Source organism: Paenibacillus sp. BIHB 4019 (assembly GCF_002741035.1).
Classification (GTDB): Bacteria; Bacillota; Bacilli; order Paenibacillales; family Paenibacillaceae; genus Pristimantibacillus.
Genome location: NZ_CP016808.1, coordinates 4805500 through 4823894 on the forward strand (window position 1 = coordinate 4805500; position 18395 = coordinate 4823894).

Genomic DNA, 18395 nt, shown 5'->3' on the forward strand with positions numbered 1-18395 from the left:
GCGTGGGCTCAGAAATGGTTACAATTAAGGACATCGCCAAGCTTGCAGGAGTAAGCTACAGCACAGTTTCCAAGGCATTGAACAATGATCCGCTAATTAAACCGGCTACTAGACAGAAAGTGCTGGAAATCGCGGAAAAATATCAATACCGAAAAAATATTATGGCGCAGCAGCTTTCTTCGGGCAAAAGCAATATTATTGGCTTTGTTCTGGATGAACTCAGCAACCCGCTCTTTTCCAACATATCGAAAAATTTGCATAGCGAGCTGAAAAGCCGCGGTTATCAAATGATTTTGGTCATAGCGGGCGATGGAGTAGACATTTTCAGCCAGCTTCGAGTGGATGGCTGCATTTTCTGGGAGTATATGCTGGATGATCGGGAGGCGTTCTGGAAGCTCGTCTCCTCGATGCCGATGCCATGCTTCGTACTCGGTGCGGATGAGAACCCCAATTCGCCTTATATTAAAATCGACCGCAAAGAAGGCATCTTCAAAGCGGTCGAGCATTTGAAAGCGCATGGCCATGAGCGCATTGGCTTTATCGGCAATTCCCAGAACATAAAAATTGAAGGATATAAGGAAGCGCTGCAGCGGACGGGATTGGAATTTTGCGAAGGCAGCGTGCTTCCGGCTTATTCCTCTTGGGAAGACGGATATTTTGCCGTACGCAACTACACATTTACGAGCAGCTCGCCAACCGCCTTCATTGGCCTCAACAACTTGGTTACACGAGGGGCGCTGCGTGCTTTTATTGAAGCGGGCTTTCAAGTGCCGCAGGATATCTCTTTGATCGGTTATGATGATTTGCCGGATATGCAGTATGCCGAGGTCGCATTGACGACGATCGGCCCGCCGCTCGGCGAGCTGGCTGTTCAGGCGGCTGAGCTGATCGTTGCGCTGATACGGGGTGAAGATGCTAAATTTCCGGTCGTCATCCAGCCACAGCTGTATTTGCGGAATTCGGTAGCGGTTTGCAAGGAGCGAATTTAGATTGAAGGAGGATTTTGCGATGCAACAGACAAAGAAGCTTGCCTGTGCGCTGCGGACAGCGGAAGCGATTTTTCAGGAGAAGGACGAGAGCAGGCATCATGCTTTTCCGTTGGAGGTGTAGCGGCTAGAATGAAAGCAGAAGAAAACAAGGTTGTCTCTATTGTAGTAGCCGCAGACGGAAGCGGCGATTTTACATCCATTCAAGCAGCTGTTGATACCGTTCCAGCAACGAACGAGGAGCGGGTCATCATTTATATTCGCAATGGGTTTTATTATGAGAAGCTTCATATCGAGAAGCCAATGATCAGCTTAATAGGGGAAAGTGCCAAGGATACGATCATAAGCTTTGACGACCATGCCACAAAAGCATTTCCGGACGGCGAGCTCTATCATACGTTTTATTCGTATACCGTGTTCGTTGGAGCGGATGATTTTATAGGAGAAAATATGACGTTTATGAATACGGCAGGCCCTGGGGAAAAGGTGGGCCAAGCGCTCGCGCTTTACGCTGATGGCGATCGCGCCAGCTTCCGCAATTGCCGTTTAATTGGCCATCAGGATACGCTGTTTACGGGGCCGCTGCCGGAAGTTCCAATTGACCGCAGTTTTTTTGGCGGTCCTAGGGAAGGAGCTCCAAGAAGGCAGTCCCGGCAATATTACGAGAACTGCTATATAGAAGGCGATGTTGATTTTATTTTCGGCTCGGCTACGGTGCTGTTCAACTGCTGCGATATTTTTGCCAAAAATCGCGGCGCTGCTGAGCCGGATGCCATTAACGGATGGATTGCTGCTGCATCTACCCCAGAGCATGCGCCTCACGGATATGTATTCAATGAATGCCGTTTGCTAGGCGATGCTCCAGCAGGAAGCGTATATTTAGGCAGGCCATGGCGCAATCATGCCAAAACGATTTTTATCCGCTGCTGGATGGGCGAGCATATTGCTCCTGCCGGATGGGATGATTGGAACAAGCCTGAAGCCCAGCCTACCGTTCATTATGGGGAATATGCAAGTACAGGGCCGGGCGGCTCCAGCGACAAGCGAATTAGCTGGTCGCAGCAGCTTACAGCCGATCAGGCAGCTAATTATTCTCTAACTCGGATTTTGGCTGGCGCAGATGGCTGGTCGCCGCTTCAACGGGAACGGGCGATGGAATAGACGGCTTTCTGCCGTCAGGTTTGACAATTGCATGCAATTTGTTTATGATAAACAGATATAAATATCGGACAATGATGGAGAAAGTAGTTGTGATGGTTACAGCTTTAGCGATTCGGGGATAGTGGGAGCCCGGAGCGGACCAGCAGCGAAAGGGCACTCCGGAGTCGCGTTTAAGAAAGCGGGTTTTCTTGCGCAGCAAGTAGAGAAGAACTAGTGTACGATTAACTGGTTATTGTTGCTGCATCCAAGAAAGCCAAGTAGGGTGGAACCGCGGGAGATCAGCTCTCGTCCCTATGTCTGGCGGCAGACGTAGAGGCGAGAGTTTTTGCGTTCCCTTGAGACTGCCGCCGCTGGTGAAATTGCAAAAGCAAAAAAAGGAGCGGAAAAGGTATGAACTTTCAAAGCATGATATTAACGCTGCAGCAGTTCTGGGCCGAGCAAAATTGTATTTTGGTGCAGCCTTACGATGTAGAGAAAGGCGCAGGCACGATGAATCCGATGACGTTTTTACGCTCCATTGGGCCAGAGCCTTGGAATGTAGCTTATGTGGAGCCTTCTCGACGTCCGAACGATGGCCGTTATGGTGAAAATCCGAACAGGCTGTATCAGCATCACCAGTTTCAAGTTATTTTAAAGCCGTCGCCAGACAATATCCAAGAGCTTTATTTGGAGAGCCTTACTCGCCTTGGCATTGATCCGAAGGATCATGATATCCGCTTCGTTGAGGACAACTGGGAAGCGCCGACGCTTGGCGCATGGGGACTTGGCTGGGAAGTATGGCTCGATGGCATGGAAATTACGCAGTTTACTTATTTCCAGCAGGTGGGTGGCCTTGATGCAAGTCCGGTAGCCGTGGAAATTACATACGGCATGGAGCGTCTTGCTTCCTATATTCAGGACAAAGAAAATGTGTTTGATCTCGAATGGGTTGATGGCGTAACGTACGGCGATGTGTTCAAGCAGCCGGAATATGAGCATTCCAAATACACGTTTGAGACTTCGGATACAGCGATGCTGTTCTCATTGTTTAATATGTATGAAGAGGAAGCTAAGAAGACGATGGAGCATAATCTCGTGTTCCCGGCCTATGACTATGTGCTGAAATGCTCGCATGCGTTCAATCAGCTGGATGCGCGCGGCGCCATCAGCGTGACGGAACGGACAGGCTACATTATGCGCGTGAGAAATTTGGCACGCCAAGTGGCTGCGACTTATTTGGAAGAGCGCGAGCGCCTTGGATTCCCGATGCTGAAAGAAAGGAGCGAGGCGTAATGGCTAAAGATTTATTGCTGGAAATCGGTTTGGAGGAAGTTCCTGCAAGATTTGTAAGAGGGGCTATGAATCAGCTTAAGGAGAAGCTGGTGAAATGGCTTGCGGAATCGCGTATCGCTCATCAAGATGTACAAGCATATGCTACGCCGCGCAGACTTGCTGTTCTGGTGCAAGGTGTTGAAGAGAAGCAGGCGGATGTCAATGAGCAGGTAAAAGGCCCTTCCCGCAAAATTGCCCAGGATGACCAGGGCAACTGGAGCAAAGCGGCGCTTGGATTTGCACGCAGTCAAGGCGCGGAGCCGGAGCAGCTTTATTTTCAGGAGCTGGCAGGGGTAGAATATGTATATGCGAACAAAAGCAGCATCGGTATCGATACGGCGGCTGTTTTGTCCGAAGGCTTGACGAATTTAATTACCTCCATGTCGTTTCCGAAAAATATGCGTTGGGGAAGCTACGATTTGAAGTTCATTCGGCCGATAAAATGGTTATTGGCTCTTTATGGCCAAGATGTTGTACCATTTGAAATTACAGGCGTGCGCAGCGGCAACAGCAGCAGAGGACATCGTTTCCTCGGCGCAGAGACGACAGTGGCAGAGCCAGCGGCGTACAAAGAACGTTTGCGCGAGCAGCATGTCATCGTCGATGTAGAAGAGCGGGAACAGATTATCGTCGCTCAAATTGAGCAGCTGGCGAAAGAGCAAAACTGGGAGATTGCCATCAATCAGGATTTGCTGGAGGAAGTACTGTTCCTTGTGGAAATTCCGAATGTGCTTTACGGTACATTTGATCCCGAATTCCTCAACATTCCGCAGGATGTGCTTATTACGTCGATGCGTGAGCATCAGCGGTATTTCCCGGTGCTGGATGGCAAAGGCCAACTGCTCCCTTATTTTGTAACGGTGCGCAACGGCGACCGGAACAAAATTGACGTTGTAGCAAAAGGCAATGAAAAGGTGCTTCGCGCCCGTCTTTCTGATGCGAAGTTCTTCTATGAAGAGGATCAGAAGCTGGCCATTGGCGACGCGCTTGCCAAGCTTGAAAACATCGTATATCACGAGGAGCTAGGAACGGTTGCTAATAAAGTAGGCCGTATCAGAGCTTTGGCTGATTTGCTTGCAGCGAAATTGCAGGTGGATGCGGGTACCGCAGCGCATATTAGCCGGACGGCTGATATTTGCAAGTTCGACCTCGTTACCCAAATGGTCGGCGAGTTTCCAGAGCTGCAGGGCATTATGGGTGAAGACTATGCTCGTAAAGCAGGCGAGAACGAGACGGTTGCAGCTGCCATTAATGAGCATTACCAGCCGCGCTTTGCTGGAGATCGTGCACCTGCCTCGATAACTGGCGCCGTTGTAAGCCTTGCGGATAAATTGGATACGATTGTTGGCTGCTTCTCCATCGGCATTATTCCTACAGGATCCCAGGATCCATACGCTCTTCGCCGTCAAGCGGCTGGCGTCGTGCAAATTATTTTGGCACAGCGTTTGAATTTGCAGCTTAGCGACTTGTTTGATGCGGCGCTTGAGGTTCATGAGGCTAGAGGCATGAAGCGCAGTGCAGATGAAGTACGCAAGGATTTAACGGAATTTTTTGCGCTTCGCGTGAAAAATGTGTTGTCCGAGCAAGCGATTCGTTATGACGTTGTAGATGCTGTAATGGGTGCAGGCTTTAACAATCTGCTCTTGACCGTGGAGCGCGCAGCTCTGTTGAATGAACAGGCTTCGGGCGAGGACCGCGCAGCATTCAAGCTGATTGTGGATGCTTTCAATCGCGTCAGCAATTTGGCTGCCAAAGCAACGACTAAAGTTGTAGACGAAGCTTTGTTTGCAGAAGCAGCGGAATCCGCGCTGTATAAGGAGTGGCAGGCGGTTCATGCATCGTTCCAGCAAGCAGTTGCCGGAGGGGAAATCGCTGAAGCTGCAGCTAAGCTTGCTGCGTTGAAAGCGCCGATTAATACGTATTTCGATGCGGTTATGGTTATGGCGGAAGATGAGAAGGTACGCGCTAACCGTTTGGCGACCCTCTCTTTAATTGCAGAAGATATAGCGGTTGTGGCGGATTATTCGAAGCTCGTCTGGTCATAAGCGGACGCAGAGAATAACCGGAGCAATCAATGAATCGTTCATCTTCGAAATAACTTCTAACTAAGAAGGGGAGGATGATAAAACATGACAAAACCGATGACAGATGTCATTATTTATGTCGTATCGGATGCAGCTGGCGATACGGGCGAACTCGTGGTAAGAGCCGCCGTCGCCCAGTTTCATCCGATTCAGACGGATATTCGCAGAGCGCCCTTCATTACGGATGTAGCGGGGCTTGAACGGGTAGTCCGTCAGGCTCAGGAAGCTGGCGCAATCGTGTTGTTTACACTCGTCATCCCGCATTTGCGCGAGGCGATGGGCAGGCTGGCAGAGCAGTATGACACGGTGTCAATAGATCTGCTCGGCCCGCTTATCCAAAGTCTTGAAGTGAAGACGGGACAACAATCACGGCAAGAGCCGGGGCTGAACCATGTGCTGGATGAAAACTATTTCCGCAAAGTGGATGCTGTTGAATTTGCTGTGCGTTACGATGATGCGAAAGATCCTTCGGGTGTGCTGAAGGCCGATATTGTGCTCATTGGCGTATCCCGGACTTCTAAGACGCCGCTATCGATGTATTTGGCCCATCAGAAATACAAGGTGGCGAACATCCCGCTCGTGCCGGAGCTTAAGCCGCCCGCGGAGCTGTTTAATGTTCCGAAGGCGAAAATTGTTGGACTGACGATTGGCGTGCCCTATTTGAACATTATTCGCAAAGAACGGCTCAAGGCGCTAGGGCTGCCGAACAGTGCATCGTACGCGGCGACAGATCGCATCGAGAAGGAGCTGCTTTATGCGGAATCCATCATGAAGCAGCTGGGCTGTGTCATTATTGATGTATCCCATCGTGCGGTTGAAGAAACAGCAAGCTTGATAATGGAGCATATTCGCTTCACCTAAGCGATATTCTAGAGAAGAAACGAGCGGTGATTCGTTATTCCTATAACAAAGCCTACTATTATCGTTGATGGCGATGCTTGTCCTGTCAAGGCGGAAATTAAACAAATTGCCCGAAGCTTCTCGCTGCCTGTGCTGATGGTCTCCTCCTATGATCACCACCTTGAAGCCGAAGATGGCGTTTCAGTTATCCAGGTGGAGGCGGGGAAAGATTCCGTAGACATGTATATCGTCAATCATTTGCTGAAAGGCGATGTCGTTGTTACACAGGATTTCGGTCTCGCTTGTATTGCGCTTGGCAAGGGGGCGCTTGTCCTTTCGCCGCGCGGCGAGCAATATACGGATGACAACATCGATTATTTGATGGAGCGCCGTCATGAACAAGCTAAACGCAGGCGCAGCGGCGGTAAATCCAAGGGCCCGAAAGCGATGACAACGGAAGATCGAGATCGATTTCAACAAAAGATGACAAAAGTTTTGCAAAGCGAGCAGGAGAAACATGACATTTAGCGAATATTATTTACGTGTTACTTAGGATGAAGGTGATGAACGATGACATACGGTAATAAAATACCGGAGGAGGTCATAGATGCGGTACGCCGTCATTATGACATCGTAGAGACAGTCGGGAAGTATGTTCATCTCACGAAGCACGGCAAATATATGAAAGGGTTATGCCCTTTCCACTCTGAGAAGACCCCATCGTTTACGGTCACGCCAGAGCTGCAAATTTTCCATTGTTACGGTTGCGGTAAGACCGGACATGTCATACGATTCGTGGAAGAGATCGAAGGCTACTCTTTTCCAGAGGCGGTCAGAGTGCTTGCCGAGGAAGCAGGAATGCCTGTAACCTGGACGGGCGCCGAGGGCGGTCAGCGCGAAGAAGTTGACTTAGACCGCTTAGCCATTATTGAAGCTCATCAGTTGACAGCGAAATTGTATAACTATCTTTTGAATAACACACAGCATGGCAAAATCGCTAAAGACTATTTGCTTGATAGAGGTCTCAGGGAAAAGCAGATCGACCACTTTATGATAGGGTATGCGCCGGACCAATGGGACACGCTTAACCGATTTTTAACCGCAAGAAATTTTGACCCGGCTTTAATGGAAAAGGGCGGTTTGTTATCGGCTAAAAATGACGGCAGCGGTCATGTCGACCGTTTCAGGAGCCGCATCATGTTCCCGATCTGGGATCGTGATGGCAAGGTGATCGCTTTCGGCGGAAGGGTAATCGGCGACGGTCAGCCCAAGTATTTGAATTCCCCGGAGACGATGCTGTTCACGAAGAGCCGAGTTTTTTACAATCTGCACCATGCAAGACCAGCTATTCGCAAGAGCAAACAGGTTGTTCTGTTTGAAGGGTATATGGATGTTATTAAATCCTGGAGTGCAGGCGTAAATAATGGTGTTGCCACGATGGGTACAGCATTGACTGAGGAGCATTGTGCCATACTCGGAAGGCAGGCGGAGGAGATTATCCTGTGCTATGACGGCGATGATGCCGGACAAGCAGCTGCTTTGAAATCCATTCCGATGCTCGAGAAGGCCAAGCTTAGAGTCAGAGTGTCCATCTTGCCGAAGGGCAAGGATCCCGATGAGTATATTGAGGAATACGGGCCTGACACGTTCCTTAGGGAAGCAATCGACGGAGCGGCAACCACTACAAAATTTAAGCTTATATATTCAAGGAAAAACCATATACTGCTAACAGAAGAGGGCCGGAAAAACTATTTGCTCGAAGCGGCTGGCATTGTTGCAGATCTTGATTCCGCTATTGAACGCGAAGTTTACTTACAGGAGTTGTCCCGCGAGTTTAATTTCCCACTTGACGTTTTGAAGCAGGACTGCCAAGCTAAAGTGCTGGAGCTGCAAAAAAAGAAGCCGCAAGGGGATAATAACGATAATTCGTGGAATAATGGTAGGAATGAAAATCGCCGTAGTTCGGGCCCTCCATCCTTGCTGCCCGCATACATCAAGGCGGAACGGCGTCTGCTCCATGTCATGATGCGTGACCGGGAAGCGGCGCTCGCGGTGCACGACAGGCTTGGCGAAGCGTTCAATGTGGAGGATCATGCAGCGCTTGCTGCTTATTTGTACGCATTTTATGCGCAGGATCATGATCCAGATGTCGGACGCTTTATTGGTTCGCTTCAGGATGAACGCCTGGAGAGAGCAGCGGCAGCCATTTCAATGATGGAAGATGTTCCTTTTGACGAGGACATATTAGCCGCTGATATCGAGGATATTAGCAAGGTGCCCGCATTTAGGGAACTTGAGCTTAAGAAGGAAGAAGCGGTACAGGCAGAACGTGCCGGGGATTATATGTTAGCCGCGCAAATGCACACTGAGATTAATGCCCTAGAGAGACAGCTTAAAGGACGATAGAGGCCTGGGTTTCTAGGGAGGAGGGAGTCGGAATATGGCGAATGATCAGCATACTGGATTGGAAGCTGAACAAAAGCTGGATCAAGTCAAAGACCAGCTGATTGAACAGGGTAAGAAGAGATCCTCCCTAACTTATAAAGAGATTATGGAGAAATTGTCGCCTTTCGACCAGGATCCGGAGCAGATAGACGAGTTTTTCGAGCAACTGGATGATCAAGGGATTGAGGTTCTCAACGAAAATGATGAGGAGCGTCATAATCCGCTTGATAATCGTGGAGAAGAGCAGGAAAGAGAACAGGACGACTTTAATTTTGATGATGATTTGGCGCTTCCGCCAGGCATTAAAATTAATGACCCTGTCCGTATGTACTTAAAAGAAATCGGACGTGTGCCGCTGCTTTCTGCTGACGATGAAATTGAACTCGCACGCAGAATCGAGAATGGCGACGAGGAAGCTAAGCGCAGACTGGCTGAAGCGAATCTACGTCTCGTGGTTAGTATTGCCAAGCGTTATGTTGGACGCGGCATGTTGTTCCTTGACTTGATTCAAGAGGGCAATATGGGCCTGATTAAAGCGGTTGAGAAGTTTGACCACTTGAAGGGTTTTAAATTCAGTACGTATGCGACATGGTGGATTCGCCAAGCGATTACACGTGCGATTGCCGATCAGGCGCGGACGATCAGGATTCCAGTCCATATGGTGGAAACGATCAACAAGCTGATCCGTGTATCGCGTCAATTGCTGCAAGAGCTGGGCCGCGAGCCGTCACCGGAAGAAATTGCTGCCGAGATGGAGCTAAGCACGGAAAAAGTTCGGGAAATTATGAAGATCGCACAGGAGCCTGTATCGCTTGAGACGCCGATTGGTGAAGAGGACGATTCGCATCTTGGTGATTTCATTGAAGATCAGGAGGCGCTTGCTCCTGCGGATGCAGCTGCTTATGAGCTGCTGAAGGAACAACTGGAGGATGTGCTCGATACGCTTACCGAGCGTGAAGAGAACGTATTGCGTCTGCGTTTCGGTCTTGATGACGGACGTACAAGGACGCTTGAAGAAGTAGGAAAGGTGTTTGGCGTAACGCGTGAGCGGATACGTCAAATTGAGGCGAAGGCTCTGCGCAAATTGCGTCATCCGAGCCGCAGCAAACGCTTGAAGGATTTTCTCGAATAAATCGTGTCTTAGAACGGTAAGCAGGTTTGACAACACGATTCAGGCTATAACGTTTTACCAGATCAGACCTTTCTGCATGAACGAGCAGCGAGGTCTTTTTTTTCAAAATACAAGTTGGTATAAAGTTCCCTTGAAAGGAATAAGCCCGTAATGAATGAAGAGCGTCGGCAAACCATTGTTAAAGAGATCGATTATTGGAGCAGAAGCAAGCTTCTGCCGCAGCAGTATTGCGATTTTCTGCTTAATTTATATGTGGATCCCGATCAAGAGGAAGATCCTAAAAGAAGGCAAGCTTCTTCGCGCGGAATCGGTAAGGCGGTTATGGCCGCTTCGCAGGCATCGGGAAAACAATGGCTCCTTACTTTTGGCTTTTTTACCTTAATTTCCTTGGTTGTGCTTTATTTTAACGCTTTTCATCCTTTATTGCAAATTGGGGTCGTCGCTGCAGCGGTCGTTATTTCTCTCATTATTTCCCAGCGGGTACGCAAACGAAATGAAGCTACTGGCCTTGTAATTGGCGGGGTAGGCATGCTGCTCATGCTTGGAGCAGGAATGTACATACTAAAATTCCATGGCATCGAGGACTGGTACTGGCAGGCGAGCCTGCTTGGGTTCTGTGCTGTTTTTTGGATCGTCTATGGCATCAGCGCTCGCATTCATATTTTGCATTTATGCGGCTGGGTTGCTTCCCTGCTCGTATATGCTTGGCTGCTGTCGCGTTTGACAGACTCCCCGGCATGGTATGGCATTCAGCTTTATTGGCTGCCGCTGTCAGGCTTGTTCGGCTGGGCCAGCTGGTTTGTGCATCAATGGTCGAAGCCGGTGTCGGCTGTATTGTTCGTAACATGCGCTTTGGTATGGTTTATGCCGGAGCTGTATGCGATGATGTTTACGATGGAGACAGATTGGCTGCAATTGCAGCTGCTTATTAAAATCGCCTTAGGCGGCGTATTATTGTTCACGATGAGAAAAAAATGGATAGTGTGGGTTGCTTAATGTTGAAACTTTCTAACCGATTACAAACGATTGCGGGTTATGTAACAGAGGGCTCGCGCATAGCTGATATAGGATCAGATCATGCGCAGCTTCCGGTATATTTGCTGCAAGCAGGAGTTGTGCCTTCGGCGATTGCCGGAGAGCTGAATAAAGGACCGTTTGATGCGGCTCGCAGGCAGGGTGCGGCTGTTGGGCTGCTTCACAAGCTCGATGTACGCCAAGGAGACGGCTTGTCCGTAATCGAGCCGCTGGAAGTTGACACGGTTACGATTGCGGGCATGGGCGGCGCATTGATGAGCGATATTTTGGAGGCTGGCTATCAGGCCGGCAAGCTCGAAGGCGTCAAAGAACTGGTGCTGCAGCCTAATGTGGGCGAGGACCGGGTCAGAAGCTGGCTGCTTGAGCATGGCTGGTCGCTGCTTGCCGAAACGATTATGGAGGAAGACGGAAAGATTTACGAGGTTCTCCATGCGCAGAAGCAAAGCGATCAGGAGACCAAGGAGCATAACGCTGACGTTTATGATATCTCCTTATTGCCAGACTCCTTGCCGGAGGAGATCCGTTATGCTCTGCTTGTGCGGATGGGGCCTTTTTTGCTGCGCAAGCCGATTCCTGTTTTTCATCAAAAATGGCAGGCAGAGCTTGAAAAGCTGGACCGCGTCTGCCAAAGCCTGTCCCTTTCAGAGCAGCCGGAAGCGGCCGGAAAGCTGGCGCAGCTGCGTCATGAAATGACGATTATGAAGGAGGTGCTCGCATGCTTGCCAATGGACACACCGTCGTCCAAATAATGGAGCAGCTGGCTCCCAAGCATTATGCGGTAGAAAATGATAAAATCGGGCTGCAGCTAGGAACGCTGGCTAAGCCCATCAGCCATATTCTCGTTGCTCTCGACGTAACGGACGAGGTCATAGATGAAGCGATTGCTGCGAGGGCAGAGCTGATTATTGCCCATCATGCGATTATTTTTCGCCCGCTTTCCAAGCTTGACACGTCTACGCCAGCAGGAAAGCTGTATGAGAAGCTGATCAAAAATGATATTGCCGTCTATATTTCCCACACCAATCTGGACGTAACAGATGGCGGCATTAACGATTGGATGGCTGATTTGGTTGGTATCAAGCCGGAAGGGCGCGTATGTCTGGAGGAAGTACATACAGACCAATGGAACAAGCTCGTTGTGTTCGTGCCCAAAGGACATGAGGAAAAGGTGCTGGAAGCGATCTGGAGCGCCGGAGGCGGCCAGATCGGCGATTACAGCCGCTGCAGCTTTATATCCGAAGGGACGGGAACGTTTCTGCCTGGAGAAGGAACGACGCCTTATATTGGGACTGCTGGCAAGCTGGAAAAAACAGCAGAGGTCCGTCTTGAGGTCGTTGTCCCTGACAGCCTGAAGCGCAAAGCTGTACAGGCGATGCTGAAAGCTCATCCATACGATGAGGTAGCTTATGATTTGTACGAAATCGACTTAACCGGGCGTTCAGTTGGGCTTGGCAGAGCAGGCAAGCTGAGCGAGCCTGTAACGCTGTCAGAGCTTACAGAGCGCGTGAAACAGGCATTCGAGGTGCCCGTTGTTCGCGTAGTAGGGGATGCTGACCGTGAGGTGCGCAAGGTGGCTGTGCTGGGCGGATCAGGCGCACGCTACGTACGCCATGCGATTTTTGCCGGTGCCGATGTGCTTATTACAGGCGATATTGACTATCATACCGCTCATGATGCACTCGCTGCGGGCATCGCTATTATTGACCCTGGCCATAATGTAGAAAAAATTATGAAGCAGCGCACAGCCGATTGGCTTAATATTCAGCTGCAGTCGCGCAAATCGGACACGAAGGCGATCTCCTCTGTAATCGATACCGAGCCCTTCCAATTTGTATAAAAGGGAGTGAAATTGCTTTTTTTGCAGCATAGCTCCAGCATATATCCAGAGTTCCATTTATTAATAAGCAATTCAAGCTTGAGCTTTGCGCCAATACCTTGTATACTGATTGATGCACCGGAAAGTTTGACAGACAATCGCTGGCGGCCTTGTTGCCGCGAGAGGAAAGTCCGGGCTCCGCAAGGCAGGATGCTGGATAACGTCCAGTCAGCGCGAGCTGAAGGATAGTGCCACAGAAATGGACCGCCGATGGCTGGCTTCGTGCCAGCACAGGCAAGGGTGGAACCGTGGTGTAAGAGACCACGAGGAGTACAGGTGACTGTATTCCTGGTAAACCCCATCTGGAGCAAGACCGAGAGGACGTTGCAGCTTCGAGCTGCGGCCTTAGCCTGAGGCACGTCCGGGTTGGTTGCTGGAGCCGCTTAGCAATAGGCGGCGTAGATAGATGATTGTCGCTTTCTTAGTGGGAGGGTCGTCACCGTTTGGACCACTGAAAGTACAGAACCCGGCTTACGGCAAACTTTCCGCAACGAACATAAACAAGCAAAAACGGCTTCGTCGTCCTTCTGGGACGCGAAGAGCTTTGCCTTAGAAATATAAGCCTAATTTATACGTGAAAAACTTATAAATTCTTATATTTCAAGGTGAAACGGCTATCGCCGTCCTTTGGCGGCAAGGCACGTTTCAATCCGAGAAATATAAGCCTAATGATAAGTGTGAAACTTATAAATTCTTATATTTTGAACAAATCGTCATTTGCGATTATAGAGATGTTAGTGGACGTTCCTTCGGGAGCTAACGGCCCTGCATCTCTTTTTTGCATTTTCATAGGAGGTTGATTCACATGCTGCCTTCAGGCAAGTTGTATACGAGCAATTTAAATGGCTTGAAAAAAATAAATTTCCCAGCAACAAAGCTGATGATTACGCGAGCAGAGATAGATATTGAAGGTGTAGCCATGTACCAAGCGCTGGCTCCGTCACAGGATTTATTCCAATTTTCGCTGGATGGACGAAAAGAAGTTGCGGATTTCGCATGGTGGCCGAAATATGAAGAGCGTTTTGCAGCGGAGCTGCAATTTGATCGCAAGCTGGAGGCGCTTCGCCAAGTTTACCGCATGCTGCTGGAGGGCAGCGATGTGGTGCTGATCTGTTTTTGCCATGACCATCGCTATTGCCATCGCCGGCTGGTCGGCGAGTTTTTTGCGCCATATGGGGTGAAGGCAGAGGAGCTAAACCCTGTTTTAATCGAGCAGATGAAGCTGTTTTAGCACCAAACGTTACGAATAGGAATACGATAAAAAAAGCATGGCTGGAAGCGGACGAGCTGCTTCAATGCCATGCTTTTAATCCTTTATGCCGGCCCTCAGGCAAACAGCCAATGCACCTACGGCATTGCTGCATTGCCATAACCGTGCCTATTCAGTCTCCCAGCAGCTTATTTCTCGTATTTGCGCGTAATGGAATTCAGACGGTTTTTCGTCTTGTTCGGGTACGTCTGGAGCGCAGTATTAAAGTTCATTGCTGCTTTAAGCGCACGGTCAATGTCAATTTCCCCATAGCCGAAATAAACATCCTTCCCTGGGTCGCCTAAATCGACGGCCGATTTGCGCATAATTTCCATCACTTCCTCATTCGTCAAATCCGGATTAACGGAGCGAATGAGCCCGGCTAGAGCGGCAACATGCGGACTTGCCATCGAGGTGCCGGAAAGTGCCGCATATTGACCGCCAGGATACGTGCTGGCAATGCTGTCTCCAGGTGCAGCCACATCAATATAATCGCCATAGTTGGAGAAAGAAGCTTTTTTCTGTGCGGAATCCGTTGCTGCAACAGCGAACACTTCCGGGTAAGCAGCCGGATAGCCCGGCCGATCGGTATTGTCATTGCCGCTGGCTGCAATCAGCACAACGTCATGATCGTACGCATATTTAATCGCATCATGCAGAAAATCTGCCTGCGCATAGTTGCCAAGGCTCATATTAATGACCTTGGCGCCGTGGTCAGTCGCCCAGATCAGCCCTTGAGCGACAGAGTAGGTCGAGCCAGCACCGCTGCTGTCAAGCACCTTGACCGGCATCACCTTGTTGTACCAGGATAAGCCGGCAACGCCCTCGCCATTGTTGACGGAGGCACCGATGATGCCTGCTACATGCGTACCGTGGCCAACATCGTCATCTGGCGCAGCCTCGCTGTCGACAATGTTGGTGCCATCCAGCAGCTTGCCCTGCAGATCGGGATGATCCAATTGAACACCGGTATCCAGCACCGCTACAATGACTTGATCATTGCCCCGGGACAGCTTCCAGCCTTTCTCCGTTTCAATGGAAGGCAGATTCCATTGGTATTTGGCATACAGCGCATCATTAGGGATGACATCCCCGCTGTCGCCGTCATTATTTGTTTCATTCGTCATATATAAATAGTGGGGCTCCACATATTCCGTTTTCCAGGAGCGGCTGAAATATTCCTTCATTTGCTTCGCTTCCATATTTTTGGAGCGGAACACATAGGTATTATCAATCTGATTAATTTGGTTGACGGAAACCGCGTTAACGGATTGCTTCATTTTTTCAAGCTGCTCATCGGTTACCTTCTCGGCAAAATGGACCACAACATCCTTCACATGGTAATGGCTGGCATTGCCATTGTCTTCCCCGGTCCGAACCGTTGTATCACGGTTTGTATTCGGAATAACCGACTCAATGCGGTAATTGCCTTCGTTCGGATAAGGGACGAGCCGCAAATTGCGCTTCTGATGGCGCTCCACCTGTGTGACAATATCCTGCTTGATGACGCCGACGACACCCATGCCGCGGTATTTTTTATGGGGAACGCCGAGCACGATGAAACGGCTGCCGCTTTTATTGACAAACGGCTTGGATTCGTAGGACTTGCCCTGCTTGACAGCGGCCGCGGCCGCTTCTACTTCGTTTTTGCCGGAATCTGAAGGAATGGCGCCGCGCTGCACGCTGCGCTCTCCGTTCATCAAGCGGATGTAGGACATATGCTTATGCATGTCCATCATGCTGGTGACGGACTTGGACGACACGGTTTTTCCGGCTTTGCCGGCTTGGCTCGTGTCCATCAGCTTATAAAATTCTTTGGTGCATTCGGAGACGCACAGAAAAGAAGTGGCCTCCATATCGCGATTGAGCGTGCGCAGCTTATGCTGCTTTTCCTGATCGGCAGACAAGCTCTTGACCGGTGCAGCGGGTTTCTTGCCTTGGGGTAGAAACAAAGGTGCAGTTGGAATTAGCAGCGTGGCCGCTACAAGCACGGTAAAGACGCCAATCCATTTCTTTTTCATTTGCGCAAACCTCCTATAAATGACAGCTGGAATAACAGCATGAGCCTGTTTGATGTATAGGTTCGCTTTAAAATCCAGAAAATATGCGGCACAATCGGCGTTTCTCCAGTACCATCTGCAAGTAATTTGTGGTACTATGTTGATGCCTAGAGTTTTATGATCTTGCAACGTTTAAGCTTTTTTGGATTGAAGAAAGGGGAACTACCTATGCCAGCGACTAATGTCAAACCACTTAGTGAGACAACCCGTATTAAACTTAAAGAAGCCGTGAATCAATTGGAGCCATTTTTGAATCACTATTCGCTCGTACAGCTGAAAGCGGAGCAAAGCAGTGACGAGGCGCAAAATTTTTACAAAGGCCTGCTATCCGATTTGAGACATTTGTTGGTGTTTTCTGAGGTCTCGGTTGAAAAGCTGGGAGTATTGCTCAGACGCCCCAATTTTGATAACGATTTTGCAGAACGTGCCTTGTACGAAGTGTACCATCAATGTGTGAATGCCTTCTTCTATCCTAAAAATGAATGTTATTCCGAAGATGGCCGCTACGCTTACACAGGCCAAGACGCCATTCGCTTCTTGTTCAAGCCTGTTAGGGAAGCACGCGACATCGTTTTGTCTTTATCCAAAATTTACGAAGAGCTGCGCGATGAGCTTGCTTATTACGAAACAGACTATATGACCCAGCGCCGGATGCAGGGGCAAAAATAAGGCAGAATGAATCACCTCCGTTCAGGGAAACTTGATAGCGGAGGTGATTTTTTTATGCCAAAGGGCGTATCATGCAGCGTATCGAATTGCACGTTTTGGTCAGAAGGAAATAACTGTGGCGCCGAATCCATTGCCATTGATATTGACCAGCATGCAAGTGCCGATTTTGGAGCTGAATTTGCCGCTGAAGAGCTTGGCTTGCAGCATCAGGACCAGGCGGCTCAGTCGTCTGCAACATGCTGCCATACCTTTAAAGCGCGCTAAGGCAGCTGGGGACGGCTGTCAGGTGCAGAAGCCTTGGGCTAAAATGGTTTGAAACGAAAGACAAAGCTTAAATGTGGAGGTGATCCCAAATGGAACGCTGGGATGAAACGGAAAGCAGCAGTCATGGGGAGAAGGAGCAAAACCACGAAGCAGCGTTGGAAGAGCGTCATCATAGAGCATTGTTATCCGATGAAGAAATAAACCATGAAAGCCGCAATATTAATGAAGAAATGGCAGGGGAATTTGCCGCTGGAGTACCCGTTCCCGTATCGTATGTTCCGCGCAGCGAAAGCAAAAGCGAAGGCGAGGATACGGTGAGGGACAGCACCGGAGGCACTGCGCTGGGTTGGGTCGGATTGGTATTTGCGATCGCTTCCTGGTTTTTATGGCCTGCGCTTATGGGTGCAGCCGCAGCGGTGCTCGGCTTTGTCGCGTACCGTCAAGGAGCGAAGGGACTTGGATCATGGGCAGTCACAATTGGCCTAATCGCCTTTGTGCTCGCTGTTGTTATTATTCCATTGTACCGGGCCATAACCTGACCTTAATTGATTCAACCGAACGATGCATCACCGGTATCTTCTTGAAAAAAAGCCTCCGGCTTTCCGCTTATGCAGCGGTGCCGGAGGCTTTTTATGTTGACGATTATTCTATCGCAAATTCACGGTGCTTAAGTACCTCTTGATTCAGAGCGAGCATGCGTTTATCGAGCAAATTGATCATGTCGGCGGATTCTTTCAGCTGCTGTTGAATTTCCGGTGGAATGCCTTCATTATATTTGTAATAAATTTTGTGCTCCAGACTGGCCCAGAAATCCATCGCGCTCGTGCGGATTTGAATTTCTACCAGCACATTTTCAATGCGGTTCGTCAGGAAGACGGGAATTTCTACAATGAGATGCAGGCTTTTATAGCCATTTGGCTTCGGATTGAGCACATAATCCTTCACTTCAATGACTTTAACGTCGGTTTGCTGGCTGATCATTTCCAATATTTGATAAATATCAGTAGAGAAAGAACAGATGACCCGGACGCCAGCAATATCCCGAATATGCTCTTTCGCATTTTCCAAATTAATATCCATATTTTTGCGGCGGAGCTTGTCCATGACGCTTTCGGGATTTTTAATCCGCGTTTTGACATGCTCAATCGGGTTGTAGTCATGAATAAATTGAAATTCCTCGTTTAAAATATTCAGCTTCGTCTCCACTTCATCCAAGGCGAATTTATACGTTAAAAAAAAGTGCGCCCATTGCTTCATCATATCTCGCTGCATGCGTTCCATCA

17 protein-coding genes and 1 other RNA gene are annotated in these 18395 nt (G+C 49.4%); 16 read left to right on the forward strand and 2 right to left on the reverse strand.

Annotation, left to right across the window (positions count from 1 at the left end; genetic code table 11):
* Window positions 1-14 precede the first annotated feature (14 nt).
* The 13 genes from BBD42_RS20845 to BBD42_RS20905 all read left to right on the forward strand — a co-directional run bounded on the left by BBD42_RS20845 (window position 15) and on the right by BBD42_RS20905 (window position 14101).
* The gene (locus BBD42_RS20845; protein ID WP_172455575.1) at window positions 15-989 is read left to right on the forward strand and encodes a LacI family DNA-binding transcriptional regulator; all 975 of its coding nucleotides are present in this window, start codon (window positions 15-17) and stop codon (window positions 987-989) included.
* A 129-nt stretch (window positions 990-1118) separates the two neighbouring features.
* A complete protein-coding gene (locus BBD42_RS20850) occupies window positions 1119-2147 on the forward strand; it encodes a pectinesterase family protein (RefSeq protein WP_099519719.1) in 1029 nt (342 codons plus the stop codon).
* Window positions 2148-2537: 390 nt separating this feature from the next.
* Window positions 2538-3419 carry a glycine--tRNA ligase subunit alpha gene (glyQ, locus tag BBD42_RS20855; RefSeq protein ID WP_046229903.1) on the forward strand — a complete coding sequence of 294 codons (882 nt, stop codon included), beginning with the start codon at window positions 2538-2540 and terminating at the stop codon, window positions 3417-3419.
* Complete coding sequence (gene glyS, locus BBD42_RS20860) at window positions 3419-5503, forward strand: glycine--tRNA ligase subunit beta (RefSeq protein WP_099519720.1); 2085 nt, start codon at window positions 3419-3421, stop codon at window positions 5501-5503. The genes glyQ and glyS overlap by 1 nt, the downstream gene beginning before the upstream one ends.
* An 84-nt stretch (window positions 5504-5587) precedes the next feature.
* The gene (locus tag BBD42_RS20865; protein WP_056029292.1) at window positions 5588-6403 is read left to right on the forward strand and encodes a pyruvate, water dikinase regulatory protein; all 816 of its coding nucleotides are present in this window, start codon (window positions 5588-5590) and stop codon (window positions 6401-6403) included.
* A 42-nt stretch (window positions 6404-6445) separates the two neighbouring features.
* Window positions 6446-6910, forward strand: a complete 465-nt coding sequence (locus BBD42_RS20870; protein ID WP_442952510.1) for a YaiI/YqxD family protein — start codon at window positions 6446-6448, stop codon at window positions 6908-6910.
* A 42-nt stretch (window positions 6911-6952) separates the two neighbouring features.
* On the forward strand, window positions 6953-8788 hold the full coding sequence (gene dnaG / locus BBD42_RS20875; protein ID WP_099519721.1) for a DNA primase: 1836 nt from the start codon (window positions 6953-6955) through the stop codon (window positions 8786-8788).
* 34 nt (window positions 8789-8822) lie between these two features.
* Window positions 8823-9959: an RNA polymerase sigma factor RpoD gene (rpoD, locus tag BBD42_RS20880; RefSeq protein WP_046229898.1), complete on the forward strand. Its 1137-nt coding sequence runs from the start codon at window positions 8823-8825 to the stop codon at window positions 9957-9959.
* 150 nt (window positions 9960-10109) lie between these two features.
* Window positions 10110-10955 carry a hypothetical protein gene (locus tag BBD42_RS20885; protein WP_099519722.1) on the forward strand — a complete coding sequence of 282 codons (846 nt, stop codon included), beginning with the start codon at window positions 10110-10112 and terminating at the stop codon, window positions 10953-10955.
* Entirely contained in the window at window positions 10955-11743 is a 789-nt protein-coding gene (locus tag BBD42_RS20890; protein WP_099519723.1) for a tRNA (adenine(22)-N(1))-methyltransferase, read from the forward strand. Before BBD42_RS20885 ends, BBD42_RS20890 begins: the two co-directional genes overlap by 1 nt.
* A complete protein-coding gene (locus BBD42_RS20895) occupies window positions 11710-12831 on the forward strand; it encodes a Nif3-like dinuclear metal center hexameric protein (protein ID WP_099519724.1) in 1122 nt (373 codons plus the stop codon). The genes BBD42_RS20890 and BBD42_RS20895 overlap by 34 nt, the downstream gene beginning before the upstream one ends.
* A 121-nt stretch (window positions 12832-12952) precedes the next feature.
* An RNA gene (gene rnpB, locus BBD42_RS20900) (RNase P RNA component class A) lies at window positions 12953-13359 on the forward strand.
* A gap of 316 nt (window positions 13360-13675) precedes the next feature.
* The gene (locus tag BBD42_RS20905; RefSeq protein ID WP_099519725.1) at window positions 13676-14101 is read left to right on the forward strand and encodes a DUF488 family protein, N3 subclade; all 426 of its coding nucleotides are present in this window, start codon (window positions 13676-13678) and stop codon (window positions 14099-14101) included.
* A gap of 167 nt (window positions 14102-14268) precedes the next feature.
* Here the strand turns inward: BBD42_RS20905 and BBD42_RS20910 are convergent, their stop codons facing one another.
* Window positions 14269-16140: a S8 family peptidase gene (locus tag BBD42_RS20910; RefSeq protein WP_099519726.1), complete on the reverse strand. Its 1872-nt coding sequence runs from the start codon at window positions 16138-16140 to the stop codon at window positions 14269-14271.
* A gap of 207 nt (window positions 16141-16347) precedes the next feature.
* On the opposite strand from BBD42_RS20910, the gene BBD42_RS20915 reads away from it, so the two are divergent.
* The 3 genes from BBD42_RS20915 (at window position 16348) to BBD42_RS20925 (ending at window position 17651) form a co-directional block, all read left to right on the forward strand.
* On the forward strand, window positions 16348-16848 hold the full coding sequence (locus BBD42_RS20915; protein ID WP_056029271.1) for a YpuI family protein: 501 nt from the start codon (window positions 16348-16350) through the stop codon (window positions 16846-16848).
* Between the two features lie 54 nt (window positions 16849-16902).
* Complete coding sequence (locus BBD42_RS20920; RefSeq protein WP_099519727.1) at window positions 16903-17112, forward strand: DUF1540 domain-containing protein; 210 nt, start codon at window positions 16903-16905, stop codon at window positions 17110-17112.
* Between the two features lie 89 nt (window positions 17113-17201).
* Window positions 17202-17651, forward strand: a complete 450-nt coding sequence (locus BBD42_RS20925) for a prepilin peptidase (protein WP_099519728.1) — start codon at window positions 17202-17204, stop codon at window positions 17649-17651.
* A gap of 103 nt (window positions 17652-17754) precedes the next feature.
* Here the strand turns inward: BBD42_RS20925 and BBD42_RS20930 are convergent, their stop codons facing one another.
* Window positions 17755-18384 carry a GTP pyrophosphokinase gene (locus BBD42_RS20930; RefSeq protein WP_341278386.1) on the reverse strand — a complete coding sequence of 210 codons (630 nt, stop codon included), beginning with the start codon at window positions 18382-18384 and terminating at the stop codon, window positions 17755-17757.
* Between the last annotated feature and the right edge of the window lie 11 nt (window positions 18385-18395).

Excerpts from the sequence above, each read along its gene's own strand:
- BBD42_RS20845 (WP_172455575.1), top strand. The coding sequence starts at position 15 with ATGGTTACAATTAAGGACATCGCCAAGCTTGCAGGAGTAAGCTACAGC.
- BBD42_RS20850 (WP_099519719.1), top strand. The coding sequence starts at position 1,119 with ATGAAAGCAGAAGAAAACAAGGTTGTCTCTATTGTAGTAGCCGCAGAC.
- glyQ (WP_046229903.1), top strand. The coding sequence starts at position 2,538 with ATGAACTTTCAAAGCATGATATTAACGCTGCAGCAGTTCTGGGCCGAG.
- glyS (WP_099519720.1), top strand. The coding sequence starts at position 3,419 with ATGGCTAAAGATTTATTGCTGGAAATCGGTTTGGAGGAAGTTCCTGCA.
- BBD42_RS20865 (WP_056029292.1), top strand. The coding sequence starts at position 5,588 with ATGACAAAACCGATGACAGATGTCATTATTTATGTCGTATCGGATGCA.
- dnaG (WP_099519721.1), top strand. The coding sequence starts at position 6,953 with ATGACATACGGTAATAAAATACCGGAGGAGGTCATAGATGCGGTACGC.
- rpoD (WP_046229898.1), top strand. The coding sequence starts at position 8,823 with ATGGCGAATGATCAGCATACTGGATTGGAAGCTGAACAAAAGCTGGAT.
- BBD42_RS20885 (WP_099519722.1), top strand. The coding sequence starts at position 10,110 with ATGAATGAAGAGCGTCGGCAAACCATTGTTAAAGAGATCGATTATTGG.
- BBD42_RS20890 (WP_099519723.1), top strand. The coding sequence starts at position 10,955 with ATGTTGAAACTTTCTAACCGATTACAAACGATTGCGGGTTATGTAACA.
- BBD42_RS20895 (WP_099519724.1), top strand. The coding sequence starts at position 11,710 with ATGCTTGCCAATGGACACACCGTCGTCCAAATAATGGAGCAGCTGGCT.
- BBD42_RS20905 (WP_099519725.1), top strand. The coding sequence starts at position 13,676 with ATGCTGCCTTCAGGCAAGTTGTATACGAGCAATTTAAATGGCTTGAAA.
- BBD42_RS20910 (WP_099519726.1), bottom strand. The coding sequence starts at position 16,140 with ATGAAAAAGAAATGGATTGGCGTCTTTACCGTGCTTGTAGCGGCCACG.
- BBD42_RS20915 (WP_056029271.1), top strand. The coding sequence starts at position 16,348 with ATGCCAGCGACTAATGTCAAACCACTTAGTGAGACAACCCGTATTAAA.
- BBD42_RS20920 (WP_099519727.1), top strand. The coding sequence starts at position 16,903 with ATGCCAAAGGGCGTATCATGCAGCGTATCGAATTGCACGTTTTGGTCA.
- BBD42_RS20925 (WP_099519728.1), top strand. The coding sequence starts at position 17,202 with ATGGAACGCTGGGATGAAACGGAAAGCAGCAGTCATGGGGAGAAGGAG.
- BBD42_RS20930 (WP_341278386.1), bottom strand. The coding sequence starts at position 18,384 with ATGCAGCGAGATATGATGAAGCAATGGGCGCACTTTTTTTTAACGTAT.